Annotated in this window: 17 protein-coding genes; 13 read left to right on the forward strand and 4 right to left on the reverse strand. The window is 68.4% G+C overall.

Annotation, left to right across the window (positions count from 1 at the left end):
* Positions 1-47 precede the first annotated feature (47 nt).
* From M1D56_RS03650 to M1D56_RS03665, 4 genes are all read left to right on the forward strand, one after another.
* Positions 48-2195, forward strand: coding sequence for an acyltransferase family protein (locus M1D56_RS03650; protein ID WP_456284719.1), 2148 nt, complete (start codon positions 48-50; stop codon positions 2193-2195).
* Positions 2196-2246: 51 nt separating this feature from the next.
* Positions 2247-4250: an acyltransferase family protein gene (locus M1D56_RS03655; RefSeq protein WP_456284720.1), complete on the forward strand. Its 2004-nt coding sequence runs from the start codon at positions 2247-2249 to the stop codon at positions 4248-4250.
* Between the two features lie 140 nt (positions 4251-4390).
* Complete coding sequence (locus M1D56_RS03660) at positions 4391-6223, forward strand: DUF4012 domain-containing protein (RefSeq protein ID WP_456284721.1); 1833 nt, start codon at positions 4391-4393, stop codon at positions 6221-6223.
* A gap of 172 nt (positions 6224-6395) precedes the next feature.
* A complete protein-coding gene (locus tag M1D56_RS03665) occupies positions 6396-7493 on the forward strand; it encodes a glycosyltransferase (RefSeq protein WP_456284722.1) in 1098 nt (365 codons plus the stop codon).
* Between the two features lie 30 nt (positions 7494-7523).
* On the opposite strand, the gene M1D56_RS03670 is transcribed toward M1D56_RS03665, so the two are convergent.
* Positions 7524-7892, reverse strand: coding sequence for a VOC family protein (locus tag M1D56_RS03670; RefSeq protein WP_456284723.1), 369 nt, complete (start codon positions 7890-7892; stop codon positions 7524-7526).
* Between the two features lie 53 nt (positions 7893-7945).
* On the opposite strand from M1D56_RS03670, the gene M1D56_RS03675 reads away from it, so the two are divergent.
* Genes M1D56_RS03675 through M1D56_RS03685 form a run of 3 tightly spaced genes read left to right on the forward strand, consistent with a single transcriptional unit; the run spans position 7946 to position 10504 of the window.
* Positions 7946-8413 (forward strand): MarR family winged helix-turn-helix transcriptional regulator, encoded by a 468-nt coding sequence (locus tag M1D56_RS03675; RefSeq protein WP_456284724.1) that lies wholly within the window; start codon positions 7946-7948, stop codon positions 8411-8413.
* Positions 8414-8458: 45 nt separating this feature from the next.
* The gene (locus M1D56_RS03680; protein ID WP_456284725.1) at positions 8459-9517 is read left to right on the forward strand and encodes an acyltransferase family protein; all 1059 of its coding nucleotides are present in this window, start codon (positions 8459-8461) and stop codon (positions 9515-9517) included.
* A 33-nt stretch (positions 9518-9550) separates the two neighbouring features.
* Entirely contained in the window at positions 9551-10504 is a 954-nt protein-coding gene (locus tag M1D56_RS03685; RefSeq protein WP_456284726.1) for a glycosyltransferase, read from the forward strand.
* Positions 10505-10510: 6 nt separating this feature from the next.
* Here the strand turns inward: M1D56_RS03685 and M1D56_RS03690 are convergent, their stop codons facing one another.
* Complete coding sequence (locus tag M1D56_RS03690) at positions 10511-11695, reverse strand: hypothetical protein (RefSeq protein ID WP_456284727.1); 1185 nt, start codon at positions 11693-11695, stop codon at positions 10511-10513.
* Positions 11696-11721: 26 nt separating this feature from the next.
* On the reverse strand, positions 11722-13095 hold the full coding sequence (locus M1D56_RS03695; protein WP_456284728.1) for a family 43 glycosylhydrolase: 1374 nt from the start codon (positions 13093-13095) through the stop codon (positions 11722-11724).
* A gap of 210 nt (positions 13096-13305) precedes the next feature.
* On the opposite strand from M1D56_RS03695, the gene M1D56_RS03700 reads away from it, so the two are divergent.
* Genes M1D56_RS03700 through M1D56_RS03725 form a run of 6 tightly spaced genes read left to right on the forward strand, consistent with a single transcriptional unit; the run spans position 13306 to position 20286 of the window.
* The gene (locus M1D56_RS03700; protein WP_456284729.1) at positions 13306-14541 is read left to right on the forward strand and encodes an ROK family transcriptional regulator; all 1236 of its coding nucleotides are present in this window, start codon (positions 13306-13308) and stop codon (positions 14539-14541) included.
* Positions 14542-14578: 37 nt separating this feature from the next.
* Positions 14579-15457: an ABC transporter permease gene (locus tag M1D56_RS03705; protein WP_456284730.1), complete on the forward strand. Its 879-nt coding sequence runs from the start codon at positions 14579-14581 to the stop codon at positions 15455-15457.
* On the forward strand, positions 15454-16260 hold the full coding sequence (locus M1D56_RS03710) for an ABC transporter ATP-binding protein (protein ID WP_456284731.1): 807 nt from the start codon (positions 15454-15456) through the stop codon (positions 16258-16260). Before M1D56_RS03705 ends, M1D56_RS03710 begins: the two co-directional genes overlap by 4 nt.
* A 26-nt stretch (positions 16261-16286) precedes the next feature.
* Positions 16287-17312, forward strand: coding sequence for an aliphatic sulfonate ABC transporter substrate-binding protein (locus M1D56_RS03715; protein ID WP_456284732.1), 1026 nt, complete (start codon positions 16287-16289; stop codon positions 17310-17312).
* 5 nt (positions 17313-17317) lie between these two features.
* On the forward strand, positions 17318-18853 hold the full coding sequence (locus tag M1D56_RS03720) for a sulfatase-like hydrolase/transferase (RefSeq protein WP_456284734.1): 1536 nt from the start codon (positions 17318-17320) through the stop codon (positions 18851-18853).
* Positions 18853-20286, forward strand: coding sequence for a sulfatase family protein (locus M1D56_RS03725; protein ID WP_456284735.1), 1434 nt, complete (start codon positions 18853-18855; stop codon positions 20284-20286). Before M1D56_RS03720 ends, M1D56_RS03725 begins: the two co-directional genes overlap by 1 nt.
* Positions 20287-20719: 433 nt before the next feature.
* Here the strand turns inward: M1D56_RS03725 and M1D56_RS03730 are convergent, their stop codons facing one another.
* On the reverse strand, positions 20720-21601 hold the full coding sequence (locus M1D56_RS03730; protein WP_456284736.1) for an EamA family transporter: 882 nt from the start codon (positions 21599-21601) through the stop codon (positions 20720-20722).
* Between the last annotated feature and the right edge of the window lie 18 nt (positions 21602-21619).

Here is a 21619-nt window from a genome sequence, read left to right on the forward strand (position 1 = left end):
GGGTGGGGGAGTTCGGGCGCAGCCAACCCGCACTTAGCCTGAACCGGGTGCGTGAGAACTTTCCTGGCCGCTCGACGGGGCAGCTGAATCGTCCTCTGGGAGACCCCGCGCAGCGCGACGGGTTTCGCTACGACATACAGGGACTGCGCGCGGTCGCTGTTGTGCTGGTTGTCCTGGATCATGCGTTTCACATGCCCGCCGGCGGGTTCGTAGGGGTCGATGTCTTCTACGTCATCTCGGGATTCCTTATTACTGGACTGCTCCTCCGGGAGCTGGAGCAGTCCGGATCCATCTCGCTGAGAGCGTTCTACGCGCGTCGTGTGAGGCGAATCGTGCCCGCTGCAGTCCTTGTGCTGGCGGTCACGGTGATCGGGTCGTGGATAGTTTGGTTCGCGCCGCGGGCTCTGCAGATCACCCTCGACGCGGTGAGCGCGCTGCTCTTCGTCTCGAACTGGCACTTCGCTGAGCTCGGCACGGACTACCTTCAAGCTGACGGCCCCGTGTCTCCAGTCCAGCATTACTGGTCACTGTCGATCGAAGAGCAGTTCTATGCGATCTGGCCGCTCGTGCTCCTCGCCTTGGTCGTCGTGGCGAAAGCTCGCCGTCGTGTTCTCGCCGCGGTGATCGTGGTGGCGATCATCTTGGGTGTCGCTGCGGCGGCCTACAGAACGGCGAAGGAGCCGAACGCGGCGTACTTCGAGACCTGGGGGCGCGCGTGGGAGCTCCTCGCAGGAGCGCTCGTCGCGTGCGTGGGTGGCGCACCGCTATCTCTAGGCGTATGGGTGAGACGCGCGCTCTCCATGTTCGGATTGCTCGTCATAGTTGGGTCCGCGCTGTTGCTCACGCCCGAGTCCAGTGTGCCGTTCCCCGGTGTTATTCCGGCAGTGCTCGGCTCCGCGCTCCTGATCTGGGCGCGATCTCCCGCTGCGCGACGCGGTCTGCTGGGAAACCCCGTTTCGCAGTGGCTCGGCGACGTCTCCTACAGCCTCTATCTTTGGCACTTTCCCGTACTCATCTTCGCTGGTGCGCTGTTCGGAAACAGCACGTGGGTCGCGGTCCTTGCGCTCCCCGTCATGCTCTCTCTCGCAGAACTGTCACGACGACTCGTTGAGCAACCGATCATGCGAAGCGGTTTCCTTCGTCGAACCGCTAAGTCGCGCAACGAACGTTCGTTTGTCGGGAAGGATCTCCTGTTCGGGGCGGTCGTGCTCGTGACGATCGCAATCTTGTCGGTGACGCAGCTACGGGGCCCATCGTGGATGCGCTCCGCTGCGGACCTCGCATCGTTGGCGGGCGAGCAGCGGATCACGAGTCGTCAGGATGTGAGCGACCTCGGCGAGCGTCGCGTGTCGCTCGAGGAGGCTCTCGCGGCCACCCGGTGGCCGGAAGGCCCCGCATCGGACCTCGAGAAGCTATCGCTCGCGCAACAAGGCGAGGCCATGTTGCGTTGGGCCCCGGGGTGCCGCAACAGCGTGTTTGACTCCACTCCTCCTGAAGTGTGTGAGCCTTCCGGAACGGCCGAGAACGAGGCGATGGTCGTTGGGGACTCCATCGCGCTCTCATGGGTGCCCACCGTGGCCGTTGCGGGGGACGCGCTGGGGTGGGCGACGTCGGCCGTCGGCTACGCCAACTGCCCCCTCATTGACGTCCGTGCGACGAACAGCACTGACGATCCGGGATTCGCGGAGGCGTGCGCGACGAGCCGGGAGCGCATGATGTCCGTTATTCGGGAACGCCAGCCAGACATCGTCTTTCTCTCTGCATCTGAAATCTCGCTGGAGTTCACTGAGCTGCCCCTTAGCGAAGCTCGTGTTGCTTGGCGGGAGGGAGTTCAACGGACGCTGACCGATCTGGGGTCCTTGCCATCTGCGCCCCAGATCGTGGTCCTCGGGGATCCTCCTCGGGCGGGGAACATGACGGAGTGCCCATCGCGTATCGGGAGTCCGGGTGACTGTGAATCAGCGCTTTCTCCGACGTACGTAGCGAAGGCCGAGGCCGACCGCGAAGCTGTGGCAGCGTCTGCGGGTGCGACTTACATCGAGACTCTCTCCTGGTTCTGCGTCGACGGTCGATGCCCGGCGTTTGCCGGCGAACACGTGATCCGCATGGATGCCTCGCATCTCACAGATGCTGAGGGACGCTCGCTCGGACCCTTGCTGGCTGCTGCGCTCAGGGAAGAGCTTCAGCTCCGCTGACCGGATCGGTGCCGCGGGAGGGTGAAACCGCTGTCGGTACTATTGGTGACCATGGCAACGAGTACCCAGCAGTCGCACGTGCCCGCGCGCATCGTCGGAACAACTGGGGTATATCGGCCTGACGTCGACGGATTGCGCTCGATCGCCGTCACCGCGGTCGTCCTCTTCCACGCGGGGCTGACCGCATTGTCGGGTGGCTATATCGGGGTGGACGTGTTCTTCGTCATCTCGGGGTATCTCATTACCCGCCAGGTGGTCGCGGGCGTACAGCGCGGTGGCTTCTCGTTCGTCGAGTTCTACACGAGGCGCATCCGGCGGCTCATGCCGGCGGCGTTGACGACGGCCGCGCTTGCGCTTCTATTCGCCCTACTCTTCCTCCCGGCTTTCCGGCTTGCGGAGATCGCAAAGTCGGTCGCGGCCGCAGCGCTCTCGGTGTCAAACATCTTCTTTTGGCAGGAGACGAGCTACTGGGCCGACGAGTCGGCGGTGCAGCCCCTGCTCCACACGTGGTCGCTCAGCGTCGAGGAGCAGTTCTACCTTGTCTGGCCGCTGTTGATCGTGCTCTCGCTGCGATGGTTCCGGCGCGCGACACTGCCGATTCTGATCGTCGGTACGTTCGTCTCGATCGCAGTCACGACTTGGGCGACGACCCGCTCGCCGGACGCCGCCTTCTATCTCACGCCGTTCCGCACGTACGAGTTCGCTATCGGAGCGCTCTGCGTGTGGGTGGAGCGCCTCCGCTGGCCCGACTCACGTATCGGGCGCGTCATGCAGTCGGGAAGCTGGCTGCTGGGCATGGTGCTGATCGTTTTCGCGATGCTTACCTTCAATGAAGCGGGCACGGCGTTCCCCGGATGGCACGCTCTTGTCCCAACTGTCGGCACCGCGCTGGTCATCGCGGCACGCCGCCCCGCGGGCCTTGATCGGGTCCTCGACAATCCGGTCATGCAGTACATCGGGCTGCGTTCGTACAGCCTCTACCTCGTGCACTGGCCGGTACTCGTCTTCGCGCAAGAGCTTTTCGGCCCGCTCACGCTCCTCACCGCGACGGCTTGCATCGTCCTCACCGCTGTACTCGCGGAACTTCAGTACAGGTACGTCGAGTATCCGCTGCGCGTGCACTCGGCCAAGAAGACCGTAGACGCGCAGGATGTGCCGACGAAGGTGAAGTCGGGGCGCGAGCGTTTCGTTCGGCTGGCGGTGCCCGTGCTCGCGACAGCTGTCGTGGTCGCGGGCGCTGCCGGCGTCGCGTGGTCGTACGCCAAGTCGCCGTTGGTGTATCCCGCCAGCGTGAGGCCGGTGGCGGAACTCGACCGAGAGGCCCTTAACGAGGTGCGGAGGGCGCCGATCGGCGAACTCTGCGCTGCTCGCTCTGAAGGATCGATCTGCGGAGTGCTCTCCGACGCGAAGCCGAACGTCCTCGTCATTGGCGACTCGTTTGGGGCCGATGGGCTCAATATCGCCCGTGGGATCGCGCCCGAGGCCAACTTCCTCGTAAGCGAACGGCCGGCGTGCCCGCCGTTGCAGTCAAAGGGCGCAGGTGAGGGCGGCGATGCCGACTGTATTCGCCTCAACGCGTATCGGGTGCCGGCGATCGACGATATGGCACCGCGAGTCGATCTTGTCGTGCTTTCGATGAAGTTCACCGAACTCAACCGCGAGCGGGCCATGGACCGAATCGCGGAGCTTGTGGCCTTGGGTACACCGGTTGCCGTCATCGGTCAGGGGGCGCACTACGACCAGGAAGCGTGGCAGACCGTTCTCGAACACGGGAGTTTGAACGGCGTTGAGGGAGCGCTTTTCGATCACCTCGACGTCACCGCGGAGCAGAATGCAGCGCTAGCTGAGGACGTCACTGCCCTCGGAGCGAGCTACGTCGACCGGTGGGAATGGATGTGCGATGATCACGGCTGCCGTGCGTACGTTGATGATGTGCAGGACCTCGTCATGTACGACACCGCGCACATGACCGCGATCGGCGCGTCGGCATTTGTGGAGGCCGTGCGCGAAGACAGTGACGTGAAGCTCGCATTCCACCCGGCCCTCGCCGACTGAAGTGCGACGCTCGGTGTTGCCGCAGGGAGCGCGCGCCTGGGCGAACTAGGCTGTTCGAATCGCCGGTGCGAGCCTTGCCACACCGGCGTGCGCTGGAAGATCGCGGACGAGTCACGGCCCGAGCAGGAGTCGATAGCAACATGAATGCAGCTGAGCACGAGCCGGTCGATCGGGGACGGGACGCTAACGCCGCCCGTCGCTCGAAGCGGCGGAAGCTCATGCGCCGTTGGCTGGCGTGGGGGTTGCCGATCCTGCTCCTGGCGTACGCAGCGGTGCTCGCCGTCAGCGCATTCGTCGCGTACGGCGCATTGCGCGACGTAACGCCGCTTGCGGGGCGGGTTCAGAACCAGATTGCAGCCGGCGACACAGCTGGAGCGCAGTCGTCGGTCGCGGACGTGGCACAGAAGACGGCGACCGCCCGCGCTGCCACCGACCACCTCCTCTGGCGCGGCGTGGAATGGCTCCCGTTTGTCGGAGACGATATCGCCTCTGTTCGACTGGCTGCTGCGGCTGGGGACGAACTGGTTCGCGACGCGCTCACTCCGTTCGCGAGCGTGAACCTCGCGGCGCTCGGCCCCACGAATGGCGCCGTCAACCTCGACGCCGTACGTTCCCTCGCGGAGCCGGTTTCTCAGGCCGCCGTCGCGACGGAGAGGGTGCAGATCGATCTGCTGGCGATCGACACCTCGACCCTGCTGGCACCCGTCGAGTCTGCAGTTGGCCAGCTGACTGGTGCTGTCGAGACGCTCTGGCCGACCCTGGTTCGCTTGGATGGGCTCATGCCCCATCTGCCGACGATGCTCGGGGCGGATGGGCCAAGGAACTACATCGTGATTGTTCAGAACAACGCGGAGGCACGAACGACAGGCGGCAATCCTGCGTCGCTGATGATGCTCACAGCCGACCAAGGGCGCATCTCGATCACGCAGCACGCAGCCTCCACCGACTTCAACAACAACCGGGAAGCGCCGATCATCGACCTCGATTCCGGCACTGAGACTCTCTACGGATCGCGAGTCGGCAAGTTCATCCAGGACACGACGATGTCGCCGAGCTTCGACGAGACCGCCGGGCTCGTACGCGCGTATTGGCAGGAGACGTACGGCGATCCGGGTGTGGGCGTGCTCTCGCTGGATCCCGTCGCGCTGAGCTACATCCTCAAGGCGACGGGCGGCGTTGCCCTTCCCGACGGTGACAAGCTGACGTCGGAGAACGCGGTTCAGACCCTTCTCAATAGCGTTTACTTCAAGTACCCCGGTGATACAGTCGCGGAGCGCGACGCCCAAGACGCGTACTTCGCGGCGGCGGCCGGGGGAGTTTTCGAAAAGATCACCAGTGGGTCGGCTGATATCGTCAAGCTCGCTCAGGCGTTCGGGAAGGCCGGTGCCGAGGGCCGTATCTACTTCTCCTCGACTGATCCGATCGAGTCGCAGGCTGTGCAGGGCACCACGCTCTCGAACCCCTTGCCGGCCGACAACGAGGATGAGACAGCCCTCGCGGTATTCGTCAACGACACGACCGAAGGCAAGCTCGACTACTACGCCGACATGGAAGTTGAGGCCACGTCGAACGTCTGCGAGGCAGCGACGGGCGAAGCGCCAACTTTCACGACTAAGGCGACGTACAACTACAACCTTCAGCCGGGTGATGTCGCGAGTCTGCCGATCTACATCTCGACAGGCCGCTATTTCGAGCGTGGCGTGAAGGCGACGGACATGGTGTTCTACGGTCCCGTCGGAGGCACGTATGTCTCCGCGATGGTCGACGGAGCCGAGGTGCAGCCGGACGTCGGCACCATGGACGAGGGGCGACCAGCGGTCCGCATCCGCGTCGAGAACCAGCCGGCCAGCTCGCACACCTTCGAGGTGACGTTCAGCGGTGCGCCTGACCAGGAGTACGGCCCCCTCAGCGTCGTCCACACTCCGCTCGTCAAGCCGGTTCCGGTCGAGACATCGAGCCCGGGCTGCGGTTGACGAAACTGGGGCGGCCACGCGGAACGTGAGCGTGGTCGCCTCAGTTGCGCTTCCTGTCGCCGCCGCGTGTCCGCGACGCCCGCAGTCGCGCGGCGCGCCATCCGCTTCCTCAGGCATCCGCTCAGACGTCGGCCCATAGGATCGAGACCACAGCTTCAACAAGGAGACACCGGTGAGTGGTCTGATCGTGCACGAGTGGCTCTCGCCCGCAGGCGGGTCGGAGAACGTGTTCGAGGCCATCGCGCAGATCTTCCCCGATGCGGAGCGCTGGTGCCTGTGGAATGACGCCGGCGACCGGCTGCAGCCCGTCCACGAGACCGTCCTCGCACGCACGCCGCTGCGTGGGCGCAAGGCACTCGCACTTCCGTTCATGCCGACGGTATGGCGTCACCTCCCTGAGCGCGACGCCGACTGGGTGCTCGCGAGCACGCACCTGTTCGCGCACCACGCGCGCTTCGGCGGCCCGGCACGCGATGTGCCGAAGCTCGTCTACACGCACACGCCGGCGCGCTACATCTGGGTGCCCGAGCTCGACGGACGAGGCGACAGCCTGCCCATCCGTGCGGTCTCCGCAGCGCTGAAGCCGCTGGACCGCAAGCGCGCGCAGGAGCCCCTCGCGATCGCGGCGAACAGCCGGTTCATCGCCGATCGGATCGCCGACGCGTGGGAGCGCGAGTCGGAGGTCATCTACCCGCCCGTCGCGGTCCACGGCTTCGGCGAGGAGCCCGACCTGACGGCGGCCGAGCAGGACCAGCTCGACACGCTGCCGGAGTCGTTCATCCTCGGGTTCTCGCGCTTCGTGCCGTACAAGCGCCTCGATGCGGCGATCGCCGCCGGCCGCGCCTCCGGCCTGCCGGTCGTGCTCGCCGGATCGGGGCCCGACGAAGACCGGCTCCGAACGATCGCCGACGAAACGTACCCCGGCGCGGTGACCTTCGTGCACCATCCGTCGAATCCGCTGCTGACCGCCATCCTGCAGCGCGCATCGGCGCTCGTCTTCGCGCCCATCGAGGACTTCGGGATCATCCCGGTCGAGGCGATGGCGGCCGGCACGCCCGTGCTCGCGAACGCCATCGGGGGAGCGGTCGAGTCGGTGCTCGATGGCGTCACGGGCGCGCACGTGCACGACTGGGACTCTCCATCGGAGCTGCGCGCGGCGGTCGACAAGGCGCTCGCCTCGTCGCCGGGGGAGTGCCGGGTGCGCGCGCAGCGGTTCAGCGAAGACGTCTTCGCCCGCGAGATCCAGGGGTTCGTCGAGCGGAACGTGTGAGGAGGGGGCGCCGGAGCGCCCCTTCCTCGCCTACGCCCGGTCGTGGATCGTGACGTGGTAGCCGTCGGGATCCGCGAAGGTGAAGGTGCGCCCGAACGGGCCGTCGATCGGCGCGGAGACGATCGTGTGACCCGCATCGGCGAGCGCATCGTGGATCGCCTGCGCGTCGGTCGCGTGGAGCCAGATCGCCGTGCCGATGCCCGGCTGCGCGGCCGACTCGAGGTCGGTTCCGGGCACGATGTCGCGCAGGGCGAACGTGATCGGAGTCGTCTCGAAGACGACGGCGTGCGGCGGCCCTGCGGGCGATCGCACGAGACCGAGGTGCTGCTCGTAGAACGCCTGCGACGCCTCGAGGTCGCGCACCTGCAGGGAGATGAAATCGGGGCCGGTGACGGGCATGTCTGCTCCTTTGTGTCAGATAACTGACAAAGAGGCTATGTCAGACTTCTGACATGAGTCAAGACGTGATCGATCTCGAGACATCCCTCGGCTATCTGCTGAAGGAGGCGTCCTCCGCGCTCCGTTCGGCCATGGAGGCCGTGCTCCGACCGCTCGGGATGACGGTGACGCACTACGCCTGCCTCGAGCTGCTCGCGCAGCGGCCGGGCCTGTCGAACTCCGAACTCGCACGCGGGGCGTTCGTGACGCGTCAGTCGATGAACGTGCTGCTGCAGACCCTCGAGCAGGAGGGCTCGGTGACGAGGCCTTCGGAGGCCCGAGTGGGGAGGGCGCTGCCGGCGGAGCTCACCCCGCTCGGTCGGGAGCGCCTCGAGACGGCGAGCACCGCCGTCCGCGCGGTCGAGGACAGGATGGTCAGCGGGATGACCCCGCAGGAGCAGGAGGCGGCGCGGTCTGCCCTGCGGAGCATGATCGCGGCGCTGACCGGGCGCGGCGATGCGGAGCGTGCCGAGGAGCCGTGACCGCCCGGCCCGGGCCATCCGACCCTCCCGCATAGGCTGGGGCGCATGGCCCGGACCGAGCGCATCGTGTGGATCGACGCGGCCCGCGGCATCTGCGTGCTCGGCGTCGTGCTCATGCACACGACGCTGTCGAGCTACCTCGGGCACCTGCAGCCCGGGGCGTCGACGGGCTTCTGGTCGTGGTTCATCGACGCGATGACGCCGTTCCGCATCCCGGGGCTCGCGATGCTCAGCGGCCTGTTGCTGGCCCGCCGGATCCGGCGCGGATGGTCCGACCGCACCGTGCGCGTGTCGGTCGCCTCGTCGTACTGGCTCTACGCGGTGTGGCTCCTCGCGTTCGCGCTCTACGCCGGGCTCGTCGGCGCGTACGTCTGGACGGGCCCGCTCGGCGGCACCGGTGCCATCCGCTGGGACGCGTACCTCAACGAGCTCGTCCTGCCGAAGACGCTCCTCTGGTACGTGTTCGCGCTCGCCGTGTGGACCGCCCTCCTGGCGACGCTGCGCAGGGTCGACCCCGCGCTCGTCCTCGTGGTGCTCGTCGTCGTGTCGATCTGCAGCCACTACGTGCCGGTCGCCGACAACAACGACCAGTACCGCAACCTCATGCGGTACGCCGTCTTCTTCGCGATCGGCGTCTACGGATCGGCGTGGCTGCGCGAGCGCGTCGCGTCGCGGCACCTCCCGTTCGCGCTCGGCGCGCTCGCCGTGTACCTCGGCGCGGGCGGCGTCATGGCCATGGGCGATCCGCACGTCGGCGCGGTGCTGTCGGTGCCTCGCGACGCGGCCGCGGCCATCCTGCTCCTGCTGCTCATGTCGGTGCTCTGCCGGGCGCGGCCCGTCGGCCGGATGCTCGCGTGGATCGGGCGGCGGACCCTGCCGATCTACGTCCTGCACGGACTCCTGCTCGAGCTGCTGTCGCGCGTGCCGAACTGGGGTCTCGTGATCGACCGCCCGGTCATCCGCTCGCTCGCGCCGCTGCTGGTGACGCTCGCCATCGCCATCCTGTCGGTCGCGGTCTACGAGCTCGTCATGCGCACCCCCGCGCGGGTCGTGTTCGAGCTGCCGCGGCCGGCGAAGCGCGCGCTGCTGGGGGAGCGGCGGTAGGGCCCCGGTCTCCGGGACGACAGAATGGAACCCATGGCACAGGTCGCGATCGACACCCGGTGGGATGGCATCGCCGGCATCCAGCGCTACTCGCGCGAGGTGCTGCCGCGGCTGACGACGCCGTGGCAGTCGCTCGGGCTCGACGGCGACCACCTCGCCCCGCTGGACGCGCTGCGCGCCGTTCCGCGCGACCGCCTCATCTACTCGCCCGGCTACAACGCCTTCGTGCGGGCGAAGCGGCAGCTCGTGACGCTGCACGACCTCATCCAGCTGCAGACGCCGTGGCCCGGGCGCGCGAAGTACCTCGCGTACTACCGGCTCGTGGTCCGTCGTGTCGTGCGGCGGACGGGGGCCGTGCTCACGGTCTCCGAGACGTCGAAGGCGCTCATCGAGGAGTGGCTCGACGACGATGCGGTGCAGGTCGTCAACGCGGGCATCGGATGCTCCGACGCCTTCCGCGCCGACGTCACGCCGGCCCCGGGCGATCCGTACCTCATGTACGTCGGCAACCTCCGCGCGCACAAGAACGTCGAGGTCGTGCTCGACGCCCTCGGGCGCGTCCCGGATGCGCGACTGCGGATGCTCCTGCCCGCGCGCGAGCACGAGCAGGCCGAGCGGATGGCCGCGGAGCGCGGCATCTCGGCTCGCGTCGAGCTGCTCGCGGGGATCGACGACGCCGCGCTCGCGCGCCACTACCGCGGCGCGGCGGCGACCGTCATGCCGTCGACCCTCGAGGGGTTCGGCCTTCCCGCGCTCGAGAGCGTCATGACCGGGACCCCCGTGCTGTTCTGGCGGGGGTGCGCGGCGGTCGCCGAGACGGTGGGCGATCGCGGCCGCGGCGTCGAGAACGCGACCGACGTCGAGGAGTGGGCCGGCGCCATCCGCTCGGCCCTGGCCTCCCCGCGTCGCGTCGATCCGCCCGCGTCGGGATACGACTGGGACGCGACCGCGCGCACGATCGACGCGACGCTGGGGGAGCTGCGGTAGAGGCGACTACTGCAGGGCGCGGAAGTCCGCGAGCCATCCGTAGCCCGGTGCGGACATCGCCTGACCGCGCGGCTGCACCGTCAAACCCGCGTACACGCTGTTCAGCAGCCACGGTGCCTTCGTGGCACTCCACTCTGAGGTCATCGACGGGATCTGGACGAACCCGTACGTCGCGACGGCGAGCCGTCCGGTCGCGCGGAGCCGTTCCATCACATCGCGGAGCAGGTGCTTCTTGCTCTCGTACCACGGGCTCATCGACAGCAGGTCGTTCCATTTGTGCGAGGGGAACGGGTTCTCGATCGCCTCGCCGATGACCTCCCACGTCGGGGTGCCGCGGTCGTAGCCGTACCGGTCGGCGAACAGAGCGGGAACAGGGTCTGCCATGTGCTGCTGCCAGTGCCAGACGAGCGAGAACTCCGTCATGAGGAACGTCTGATCCTCGCGCAGGCGCGGAAGCGTGTAGTCGAGGAAGGCGTCGATGCGCGACTCATCGGGCACGTGAGGGTGCAGGTCGACCCCTTCGATCTCCGGGGTCTCGCGGGCGAACGCGAGGAAGCGCTCGACCGCGGGCGTCCGATTCTGAGGGAGGTCGAGGCGATTGAGCGCGCCCATGTACAGGTGCGTCGAGCAGCCGGCTCCGCAGAGCCGCTCACGGGCATCGATCACGTGCCGTGCGACGGTCTCGTAGAACACGTTCAGCCGTTCGTCGCGCTGGCTGGGCTGGCTCTCGATGAACGGCTCGTTGCCGATCGTCACGACGTCGACGGCGCCGAAGACGAGCGGCAGCACGCGATCGAGTCGCTCCAGCTCGTGCGCCATCTCCGCGCTTCCGGGTTCGGGGAATGCAGCGCTCTGCTTCGGGAACTTGAGACTGAGGATGGTGCGGTGCCCGCCGGCGTCGGCATCCAGGATCGAGCGGATGGTCGGGCTGTCGGCGGGCGGGATCCTGTCGGCCTCAGGCAGCGTGTAGAACCCGCGGACCCACTCCGCGCGCGCCGCGGCCAGCTCGACCTCGTTGAGCCGATCGAGGTTCTCGTTGTAGTTCGCGCCGAGAGCGCCGAGCGGTGGGAGAGGTTCCGTGCCGCTCGCGGCGCCGGCCGCTGCCGCGTGAGCGGGCGCGCCGACGGCGAGCGTCGCGACGACGGCCGCCGTCGCGACGGTGCGCCGGAACCGGGGAAGGGCGGTCGCCATCGAAGGGCGGGTGAGCCGCGTGCGCATCAGTCGCGCCCCCGTCGTCGCTCGGCGTAGAGGCGGCCCCCTTCGGGCCCTGTCCACTCCATCCGCACCACGCCCGGCACGGCCGCCTGAGCGACCCGCGTCGGGTCTGACCAGTAGCCCGCGGCGGGGTTGCGGAAGAACGTGGCCCACACCGTGCCGTCGTGGTCGGCGAAGAGGTTGTTGTGTCCTGCCCCGACGCCGGCGGTCCAGCGAGGGGAGTAGGGGCCCTCGAACGCGTCTGCGACGGCGACGATGGCGTCGTACTGGTACTGCGCGCGGCCGGGCGCCGGGGTGTCGTATGCGTAGCGGACGCTGCCGTCGGCGGCGATCGACGAGCGGTTCCATGCGGCATGCAGCAGGTAGTACCTCCCTTCGTGCCGGAACACGTAGGCGCCCTCGAGATACGGCTCCGGCGCATACGGCGTCTGGGCGAATCGGGGCAGGGAGGTCGTGGGGACGATGTCCTCCATGTCGTCGCGGAACCGCGCGTACTCGTCGTTGTGCAGCACGAGCCACGCATCGTCGCCCTCGGTGTACAGGCTGCCGTCGATGTGGTGATAGGCCCCGGGCTCGATGAAGGCGGGGCCTCCTGCGACCGGGTCGCCGAACGGCTTCTCGACGTTGCCCTGCACGAGCCGGTACGGGCCTTCGATGCCGCCCTCGCTCACGAGCATGAACGAGCCGACCTTGCGGGAGTGATCGCCCATGCACGCGACGATGTACCAGGTGTCGCGGAAGTAGTGCACCTCGGGCGCCCACACCTGGCCGCGCTTCCCGAATCGCGCGTCGTGCCAGTACTCCTGCCAGGGTGCGACGACCGTGCGCCCCGGGCGGTTCTCGTCGACGAACTCGGGCGACCACACCTTGCCGCGCTCTGCGCTCGGGCGCACCCCGCTCGTGTCGACCAGCCGCCACGGGCCACGCAGCGAGCGCGCGGTCCAGACGAAGATCCCGTCGTTCCACGGGGCCGCCCGATCGAGGCCGGGGACCTTCGTCGTCCCGGTGGCGACGTAGAGCGGCCTGCCGTTCACGACGAAGCAGTTGACGTAGGTGTCGCGCATCCACACGTGCTCGTCCTCGGCATCCCGAGGGCGGCGCTCGAGAGGCAGGATGAAGGAGTTGTCGTCTCGCGGCCAGAGGTCGACGCGCGTGTCCGCAACGCCGTAGGGCTGCGGGTCGGGCCAGTTCGACGGGTAGCGTCCGCGGGGCGGCGCCTCTGTGGGCGACGCGGATGCCAGCGCCGTGGCCGACGTCGTTCGGCTCGCTGCCGCGGCGGGCCCGCCGGCGGCGAGCGCCGCCGAGGCGACCGCGCCGCCCACTCCTGCGAGAAACGCGCGCCGGTCTACGCGACAGCCGTGCTGGGGGTCGTTCATCTTCGAACCTTCCTCATCACCGAGGAGCCGGGGAGCCCGGCCCGCGAGCCGTCCGCCGGCCCGCGCCGGGAACGCTACGGAGGTCGATTTTCTCCGTCAACGGTGCGTCAGAAAGACGTGCGGACGCGTTCTGAAAGGACCTCTGCAGATTCCGAAACTTTTTCTGTCGGATTCTTGACGGAAAAATTCGGCGCTGGGAGCGTGGGCTGCATGTCGATGACGACGGGAGTGCACGCCCTGGTGAGGCGGACCCACGAAGAGCGCGTTCTGGCCGCGCTGCGTGCGCACGGCGCGCTGAGCCGCGCCGAGCTGGCGAAGCGCGTCGGGCTCTCGCGCACGACGCTCTCGGAGATCACCGCGAGCCTGCTTCAGCGCGGCGCGATCATCGTCGCGGACACGGATGCAGCGGTGCGCTCGGGCAGCGGCCGCCCGGCAGAGCGGCTCGCGCTCGACCCCGCCTCGGGCCAGTTCCTCGGGGTCGATTTCGGTCACCGGCGCGTGCACGTCGTGGTCGCCGACGCCTCGCACGAGGTCATCGCGGAGGGCGTCGAGCGGTATGCCGACGACCTGCCGTGGGCCGAGCGACTTGCGATCGCGTTCGCGCTCATCGAGCGCGTGAGTCTCGAGACCGGGGTCCACTTCGGAGCCCTCCAGGCGGTCGGCATCGGCGTCCCCGGGCCCTACACCGGCGCGCGCGGCGGCATGCCTGTCGTCAGCTGGAAGAAGCAGCTCGCACCCGAGGGGGTCGACGTCGCCTTCCTCGAGCGCTTCGGCGCTCCGGTGATCGTCGACAACAACACCCGCCTCGCCGCCCTCGCCGAGGCGATCTCGAGGCCCGACGCCGTGGACAACCTCATCTACCTGCGGCTCTCCGACGGCGTCGGCGGCGGGCTGGTCATCGCCGGCCAGCTCGTCACCGGCGCACGGGGGTTCGCCGGCGAACTCGGCCACGTCACCGCAGACCCCACCGGCGCGCTGTGCCGCTGCGGCAAGAGGGGATGTCTCGAGACGATCGCGTCGGTGCCGGCGATCCTGCGCGCCTGCCGCGACGCCGGTGCGGACGTGCACACGCTCGACCACCTGGCCCATGTGGTCGCCACCGGCGACCCCGCGGTCGACGCCGTGCTCCGAGACGTCGGCTCGACGGTCGGCCGGGTGCTCGGCGCCGCCGCGATGATGCTCAACCCCCGCGAAGTCGTGATCGGCGGCGAGATCGTCCGCGTCGCCCCCGTGCTCGTCGAGCAGGCGGCGTCGACGCTCCGATACGAGCTCCACTCCATCCCCTCCGACCAGCCGCACATCGTGCGGGCCGCGCAGCTGCACGACAGCGACGGTGCGCTCGGCGCCATCGCCGCGATCTTCCATCAGTCCCCCCTCCTCGCCGGATACCCCGACCCTGCGTCCTCCGGCGAATCGGTTCCACAGCAGCAAAGGAGCGCCCTGTGAACGCCCACTCACCCGTCCCGACCGGAGGGAGCAGGCCATGACCGAGGCGAGAATGACGACCGGCCCCTCGCGAGCCGAGATCCAGCCGCACACCATGAGCACCTCGGCGGTGGCCGAGAAGCTGCCGCCGTCGAGCCCGAAGCCATCGCCGTTCGCGCGTCGCCGCCTCTCGAAGCGCAGCAGCCTGCTCATCCTCAACGCCGTGTCGATCGTGGGCGGGATCGGCCTGTGGTGGATCCTCGCGCTGAGCGGCTTCCAGTTCCCGACGCCGCCGCAGGTCGTCGCCAAGGCGGTGCAGCTGTGGCAGGCGGGCATCCTCCAGGAGGACATCCTCGCCAGCCTCGCCCGCGTGCTCACGGGATTCCTGCTCGGCTCGGCCGCCGCCATCCCCGTCGGCTTCCTCATGGGCTGGTACACCGTGGCCCGCGGCCTGGCTGAGCCCTGGATCCAGTTCTTCCGCACCATCCCGCCGCTTGCCCTGCTTCCGCTCGTGCTCGTGCTGCTCGGCATCGGCGAGGTCCCGAAGGTGTTCGTCATCTTCCTCGCCGCGTTCCTCGCGTGCGTCATCTCGACGTACCAGGGCGTCGTCAACGTCGACCGCACGATGATCAACGCGGCGCGCGTCCTCGGGGCGAAAGACGGCACGATCTTCCTCAAAGTCGTCGTGCCGGCGTCGACTCCGTTCATCCTCGTCGGCATGCGCGTCGGACTCGGGTCGGCATGGGCGACGCTCGTCGCCGCCGAGCTCCTCGCCGCGCAGGCCGGGCTGGGGTACCGCATGCAGCAGGCCCAGCTCTACTACGACCTCGCGACGATCTTCGTGGGGATCGTCTTCATCGGCATCCTCGGCCTGGTGATGGATCGACTGCTGCTCTTCGCCGAGAACAAGCTCACCGGATGGCAGGAACGACGATGACCACCACCGACTCCACCGCCAAAATCTCCGTCCGAGACATCCGCAAGACCTTCGAGCTGAAGGGCGAGGAGTTCGTCGCCATCGAGCGGGTGAACCTCGACATCGCGGACAACGAGTTCGTCACGGTCGTCGGCCCGTCGGGCTGCGGCAAGTCGACGCTCATGAACATCCTCGCGGGGCTCGAGGCGCCGACGGCCGGCCAGGCCCTCGTCGACGGCAAGCCCGTCGCCGGGCCGGGGCCCGACCGCGGCGTGATCTTCCAGCAGTACGCGCTCTTCCCCTGGCTCACCGTGCGAAAGAACGTCGAGTTCGGCTTGAAGGTCGCGGGCCTCCCGAAGGCCGAACGACGCGAGAAGGCGGACTACTTCATCCGGATGGTCGGGCTCGAGCAGTTCGCGGACGCCCTGCCCAAGATGCTCTCGGGCGGGATGAAGCAGCGCTGCGCCATCGCGCGCGCCTATGCCGTGAACCCGTCGATCCTGCTCATGGACGAGCCGTTCGGCGCCCTCGACGCGCTCACCCGCGTGAAGCTGCAGGAGCAGCTTCTCGGCACCTGGAGCCGCGAGAAGCGCACGGTGATGTTCATCACGCATGACGTCGACGAAGCCGTCTTCCTCGCCAACCGCGTCGTCGTGATGGCGGCGCGCCCCGGGCGCATCTACGACGTCATCGACGTCGATCTGCCCTATCCGCGCACCGAAGAGGTGCGCCTGAGCCCTGAATTCCGCGACCTGCGCAACCGCGTGTGGCACGCGGTCTACCACCAGGAGCCCGGCGTCGTCGCCAGCTCCGCGTCGCACTGATGACCGACCCCATGAAGGGAACTGCCATGCGTTTCACCCGGAAGATCGCCGGCGCGACCGCCGTCGGCGCCGCTGTCGCCCTGCTCCTCACCGCGTGCACATCCGCCGACCCGGGCGATGGGGGCACTGCGCCCGAGGCCGAGAGCGAGTACGACGACGTCATCGACGTGAACTTCGGCTACATCGCCGATTTCAACGGCACGAGCCTGCTCGCGATCGCCGAGGACCAGGGGCTCTGGGCGAAGTACGGCCTCGATGTCACGGCCACCTCGTTCACGAACGGACCGCTGCAGATCCAGGCGCTCGGCACGGGGGACCTCGACTTCGGCTACATCGGCCCCGGCGCCTTCTGGCTGCCGGCGTCGGGACAGGCCAAGATCGTCGCGATGAACACGCTCGGCCAGGCCGACCGTGTCGTCGCGCAGGCGGGCATCGACTCGATCGAGGACCTCGAAGGCAAGACCGTCGCCGTGCCCGAGGGCACGTCTGGGGACATGATCCTCACGCTGTCGCTCGAGAAGGCGGGCATGACGAAGGACGATGTGAACCTCGTCCCGATGGAGCCTGCGGCGATCGTCGCGGCACTCTCGTCCAAGCAGGTCGACGCCGCGGGCTTCTGGTACCCCGCGCTCGCGACGGTGAAGGCACAGGTGCCCGACCTCGTCGAGCTCGCGAAGAACTCCGACTTCGACGACGTCGCCTTCCCGACCGCGTTCGTGGCAGGCAACGACGTCGTCGCAGACGAGCCGGAGAAGGTCGACCGCGTGCTGAAGGCCCTGCGCGAGGCGATCGCGTACCGCGCCGACAACGTCGACGAGGCGATCGCCCTGACCGCCGAGTTCTCGGCCCTCGACCCCGCTCAGGTGGAGGCCGACGCGGGCAACGTCGAGATCCTGTCGCTCGAGGACATCGACCAGTACACCGAGGACGGCACCATCGACACGTGGCTGACGACGATGGTCGACTACTTCGTGGAAGCCGGAAAGCTGTCCGACCCCGTCGACCCCGCAGAGTTCTACACGGGCGACCTCTTCCTCGAGGCCGGAGAGTGAGCGCCATGAAGCCGAGCAACATCCTCTTCCTGATGACCGACCAGCATCGGGCGGACACTCTCGGCGAATACGGCAACGCGCTCGCCGCGACGCCCGTGCTCGACGAGCTCGCGCGCACAGGCACGCGGTTCGACCGCTGGTACACGCCCACGGCGATCTGCACGCCCGCGCGTGCGAGCCTCCTCACCGGGCAGGCGCCGTTCCGTCACCGTGTGCTCGCGAACCACGAGCGGAACGTGGGGTACCTCGAAGACCTCGAGGACGGCACGTTCACGTTCGTCGAGGCACTGCGTGACCGCGGCTACAACACGGGGCTCGTCGGCAAGTGGCACGCGGGCACGGTGAAGAACGCCGCCGACTTCGGCTTCGACGGCCCCGATCTCCCCGGGTGGCACAACCCGGTCGAGAACGAGGACTACCTCGCCTTCCTCGCCGAACGAGGACTCCCGCCCTACCGGATCAGCGACCGCATCCGGGGAACGCTGCCCAATGGCGGGCCGGGGAACCTGCTCGCCGCGCGTCTCCACCAGCCGGTCGAGGCGACCTTCGAGTACTACCTCGCCACACGCACCATCGAGCTCCTCGAGCGCTACGCGGAGGAGCACGAACGCGATGGGCGACCGTTCTTCCTCGAGCTGAACTTCTTCGGCCCGCACCTGCCCTACATCGTTCCGGACGCGTACTTCGACATGTTCGATCCCGCGCAGATCGAGCTGCCCAAGTCGATCGCCGAGAACTTCGAGGGGAAGCCGCCGGTGCAGCGCAACTACAGCGCGCACTGGACCTTCGACACCATGCCGATCGAGATCACCCGGAAGCTCATCGCGGTGTACTGGGGGTACGTCGCCCTCATCGACGAGCAGATCGGGCGGGTCATGGCGGCGCTCGAGAGGCTCGGGCTGGTCGACGAGACCGCGGTGTTCTTCACGTGCGATCACGGGGAGTTCACCGGGGCTCACCGGCTCCACGACAAGGGGCCCGCGATGTACGAGGACATCTACCGGACTCCCGGGCTCCTGCGGATCCCCGGCGGGGAGCCGGGCCAGGTGCGCAGGGAGTTCGTCAGCCTGCTCGACTGCACCGCGACCATCCTCGACCTGGCGGGCATCGACCCGTCGCCCGCCGTCGATTCGCGCAGTCTCGTCCCGCTCGCGGCAGGCGAGCACCCCGAGTGGGACGAGGACATCGTCTGCGAGTTCCATGGCCACCACTTCCCGTACCCGCAGCGGATGCTGCGCGAGGACCGCTACAAGCTCGTGGTCAACCCCGATTCGGTGAACGAGCTGTACGATCTCGAGCTCGACCCCGACGAGCTTCTGAACCTGTACGAGCACCCCGAGATGAGGCCCGTGCGCAAGCGGATGATGCAGCGGCTGTACAGCGTGCTCCGCGAGCGCGGCGACAACTTCTACCACTGGATGACGACGATGTACGACGTCGGCGACGTGGACTACGACCCGACCCAGAGCGGCCTGGACGAGACGACGTACCAGGCGAGCGAGCGGATGGCCGTGCTCCCGGAGGAGAGGAAGAGCGCCTGATGCCCGAGCGGCGGCCGAACATCGTCATGATCCTCACCGACGATCACGGCGCCCAGGCGGTCGGGGCCTACGGATCCACGATGATCGCGACGCCGCGCATCGACGAGATCGCCTCCCTCGGGTGGCGGCTCGAGAGCTGCTTCGCGACCAATGCGCTGTGCTCCCCGAGCCGGGCGTCGATCCTGACCGGCACCTACAGCCACGTCAATGGGGTGACGACGCTCGTCACGCCGATCGACGCGAGCCAGCCGACGTTCGTCACACAGCTCAAGGCCGCGGGCTACCGCACCGCGATCGTCGGCAAGTGGCATATGGGGGAGGGCGAGGGGTCCACGCCGCAGGGGTTCGACTACTGGGACATCCTCGTGGGGCACGACGGGCAGGGCGAGTACTGGGACCCGCTCTTCCTGTCGGAGGACGGCGAGCGCATCGTGCCCGGCTACGCGACCGATGTGATCACGGATCTCGCCCTCGGATGGGTCGACTCGCTCGACGGCGACGCCCCGTGGTGCGTGCTGATCTACCACAAGGCGCCGCACCGGCCGTGGGAGCCGAAGCCGGACGACGCCGCGCGCTTCCGCGACGCGGTGCCCGTGCCGTCGACCTTCTGGGACGACTACGCGACGCGCTCGTCATCGACGCGCCGCGCGCTCATGCGGCTGGCCGAGAACCTGAACGAGGAGGACCTGAAGGAGACTCCGCCCGACGGGCTGCCCTACGAGGACCTCGCGCTGTGGAAGTACCAGCGCTTCATGGAGGACTATCTCGCGTGCGTCGCGTCGGTGGACGACAGCGTCGGCCGCGTCATCGACCGCCTGCGCGAGCGCGGAGAGTTCGAGGACACGTTCCTCATGTACGCGTCGGATCAGGGCTTCTTCCTGGGCGAGCACGGGTGGTTCGACAAGCGGTTCATGTTCGAGGAGTCGCTGCGGATGCCCGTGGTGCTGAGCTATCCGCGGCATCTTGCGGGAGGGCAGGTGCTGGACGCCCTCGTGACGAACGTCGACTTCGCCCAGACGATTCTCGATGCCGCCGGGGCGCCGGCCCATCCCCGCATGCAGGGGCGCAGCTTCTGGCCCGAGCTCGTGGGAGCGCCTGCACCGGCGCCGACGGAGGGCGTGTACTACCGCTACTGGGAGCACGACGACGCGTTCCATCGGGCACCCGCCCACTACGGCTATCGGACGCGCCGCTACAAGCTCATCTACTACTACAACGACGGGATGGGCCTGCCGGGCACAGGACCCTTCACCTATCCGCCGGAATGGGAGCTCTACGATCTCGAACGCGACCCGGATGAGCTCCGCAACGTCGCGCACGATCCGGAGTACCGCGAGATCCGCGCTGAACTCGCCCGGACCATGTGGGCCGAGCAGGCGCGGCTGGGCGACGTACCGCATCCGAGCCAGCCCGATCCCATTCTGTCGCCCTGAGTGCGATCGAGCGCCAGCGAGCGCAGTCGAAACGTCGTGAGCTGATCTCGGGAGTGTCGTTTCGTCTCGCTTCGCTCGCTCAACGACCGGGAGGTGGTTGCTCGCTCGACGACCGGGGGTGGGGCGTCCTTCCGGTCGTTGAGCGGAGCGAGCGCCAGCGAGCGCAGTCGAAACGTGGTGAGCTGGCCTCGGGGACGGGGTGTCGTTTCGTCTCGCTTCGCTCGCTCAACGACCAGGGCGGGGCGTCCTTCCGGTCGTTGAGCGGAGCGAGCGCCAGCGAGCGCAGTCGAAACGCCGCGAGCCGACGTCGGGGACGGTGTCGTTTCGTCTCGCTCCGCTCGCTCAACGACCGGGAGGTGGTTGCTCGCTCGACGACCGGGGTGGGGCGCTCGCTCAACGACCGGGGGTGCGATTGCTCGAGTCGAGCGCGCCCTCACGTGCTGATGAGCACGAGCGCGAGCGTGCACAGCGCGAGGCCGATGCCCTCGGTGCGCGTCCACCAGCGACGCGTGACGATCGCGGCCGCGATCACCGTCACCGCGGGGTAGAGCGACGTGACCGCCGCCGCGATGGCGAGATCCCCGAGCTTGGCCGCGATCTGGTAACTCACCGTCGCGACGCCGGCGAGGACGCCCGCCACCGCCGCCATCCCGACCGCCCGCCGGGGGAGCGGGCCGCTGGCGCGCAGGACGCCGACGGCGAGCACCGCGAGGAGCGCGACCGAGACGCCCTGGCCGATCGCGAGGGGCACCAGGCCCGCCGCTTCCGACGTCTGGCCGAGGCAGGTGAACTGCGTCCCGAAGCCGGCGCCGGCTCCCGCGCCGATGAGCAGGCCGCGCCGGTCCACTTCGGACCGACCGCCTGCCGCGACGAGCCAGATCGCCGGCACGACGGCGATGAGACCGACCGTCTGCAGCGGCGTCGGCAGACCGCCGAACGCGACGCCGACGACCACTGGGATCGTCACCGCGACGACGCCCGACATCGGCGCGACGCTCGTGACCGAGCTCGTCGCGATGCCCCGGTAGATCAGCACGTTGCCGATTGCGCTGCCGAGCCCCGCGCCCGCGCCCCAGAGGACATCCGCTCTGGTCGGAGCTCCCTGCCCGACCGGTGAGACGACGAGGAGCACCGCGAGCACCGCCGCGCATGCCTGGCTGATGAGCGCGACGACCCGCGCGTCGATCCGCTCGGATGCCCGGCCGCCGACGTAGTCCGACAGCCCGTACGAGACGGCCGCCGCGATCGCGAAGGGGAGCGTGAGCACGGTCGTCAGCTCGAGGCGGTCGTCGAGGAGGGTGTCGGGTGCATGCATCCTCCTGAGCCCGGCGTG

The organism is Microbacterium sp. JZ101, assembly GCF_053903175.1.

Bases quoted from the DNA above. Each gene is read 5' to 3' on its own strand.
- M1D56_RS03655 (WP_456284720.1), top strand. From the start codon at position 2,247: ATGGCAACGAGTACCCAGCAGTCGCACGTGCCCGCGCGCATCGTCGGA.
- M1D56_RS03660 (WP_456284721.1), top strand. From the start codon at position 4,391: ATGAATGCAGCTGAGCACGAGCCGGTCGATCGGGGACGGGACGCTAAC.
- M1D56_RS03670 (WP_456284723.1), bottom strand. From the start codon at position 7,892: ATGCCCGTCACCGGCCCCGATTTCATCTCCCTGCAGGTGCGCGACCTC.
- M1D56_RS03675 (WP_456284724.1), top strand. From the start codon at position 7,946: ATGAGTCAAGACGTGATCGATCTCGAGACATCCCTCGGCTATCTGCTG.
- M1D56_RS03680 (WP_456284725.1), top strand. From the start codon at position 8,459: ATGGCCCGGACCGAGCGCATCGTGTGGATCGACGCGGCCCGCGGCATC.
- M1D56_RS03685 (WP_456284726.1), top strand. From the start codon at position 9,551: ATGGCACAGGTCGCGATCGACACCCGGTGGGATGGCATCGCCGGCATC.
- M1D56_RS03690 (WP_456284727.1), bottom strand. From the start codon at position 11,695: ATGGCGACCGCCCTTCCCCGGTTCCGGCGCACCGTCGCGACGGCGGCC.
- M1D56_RS03695 (WP_456284728.1), bottom strand. From the start codon at position 13,095: ATGAACGACCCCCAGCACGGCTGTCGCGTAGACCGGCGCGCGTTTCTC.
- M1D56_RS03700 (WP_456284729.1), top strand. From the start codon at position 13,306: ATGTCGATGACGACGGGAGTGCACGCCCTGGTGAGGCGGACCCACGAA.
- M1D56_RS03705 (WP_456284730.1), top strand. From the start codon at position 14,579: ATGACCGAGGCGAGAATGACGACCGGCCCCTCGCGAGCCGAGATCCAG.
- M1D56_RS03710 (WP_456284731.1), top strand. From the start codon at position 15,454: ATGACCACCACCGACTCCACCGCCAAAATCTCCGTCCGAGACATCCGC.
- M1D56_RS03715 (WP_456284732.1), top strand. From the start codon at position 16,287: ATGCGTTTCACCCGGAAGATCGCCGGCGCGACCGCCGTCGGCGCCGCT.
- M1D56_RS03720 (WP_456284734.1), top strand. From the start codon at position 17,318: ATGAAGCCGAGCAACATCCTCTTCCTGATGACCGACCAGCATCGGGCG.
- M1D56_RS03725 (WP_456284735.1), top strand. From the start codon at position 18,853: ATGCCCGAGCGGCGGCCGAACATCGTCATGATCCTCACCGACGATCAC.
- M1D56_RS03730 (WP_456284736.1), bottom strand. From the start codon at position 21,601: ATGCATGCACCCGACACCCTCCTCGACGACCGCCTCGAGCTGACGACC.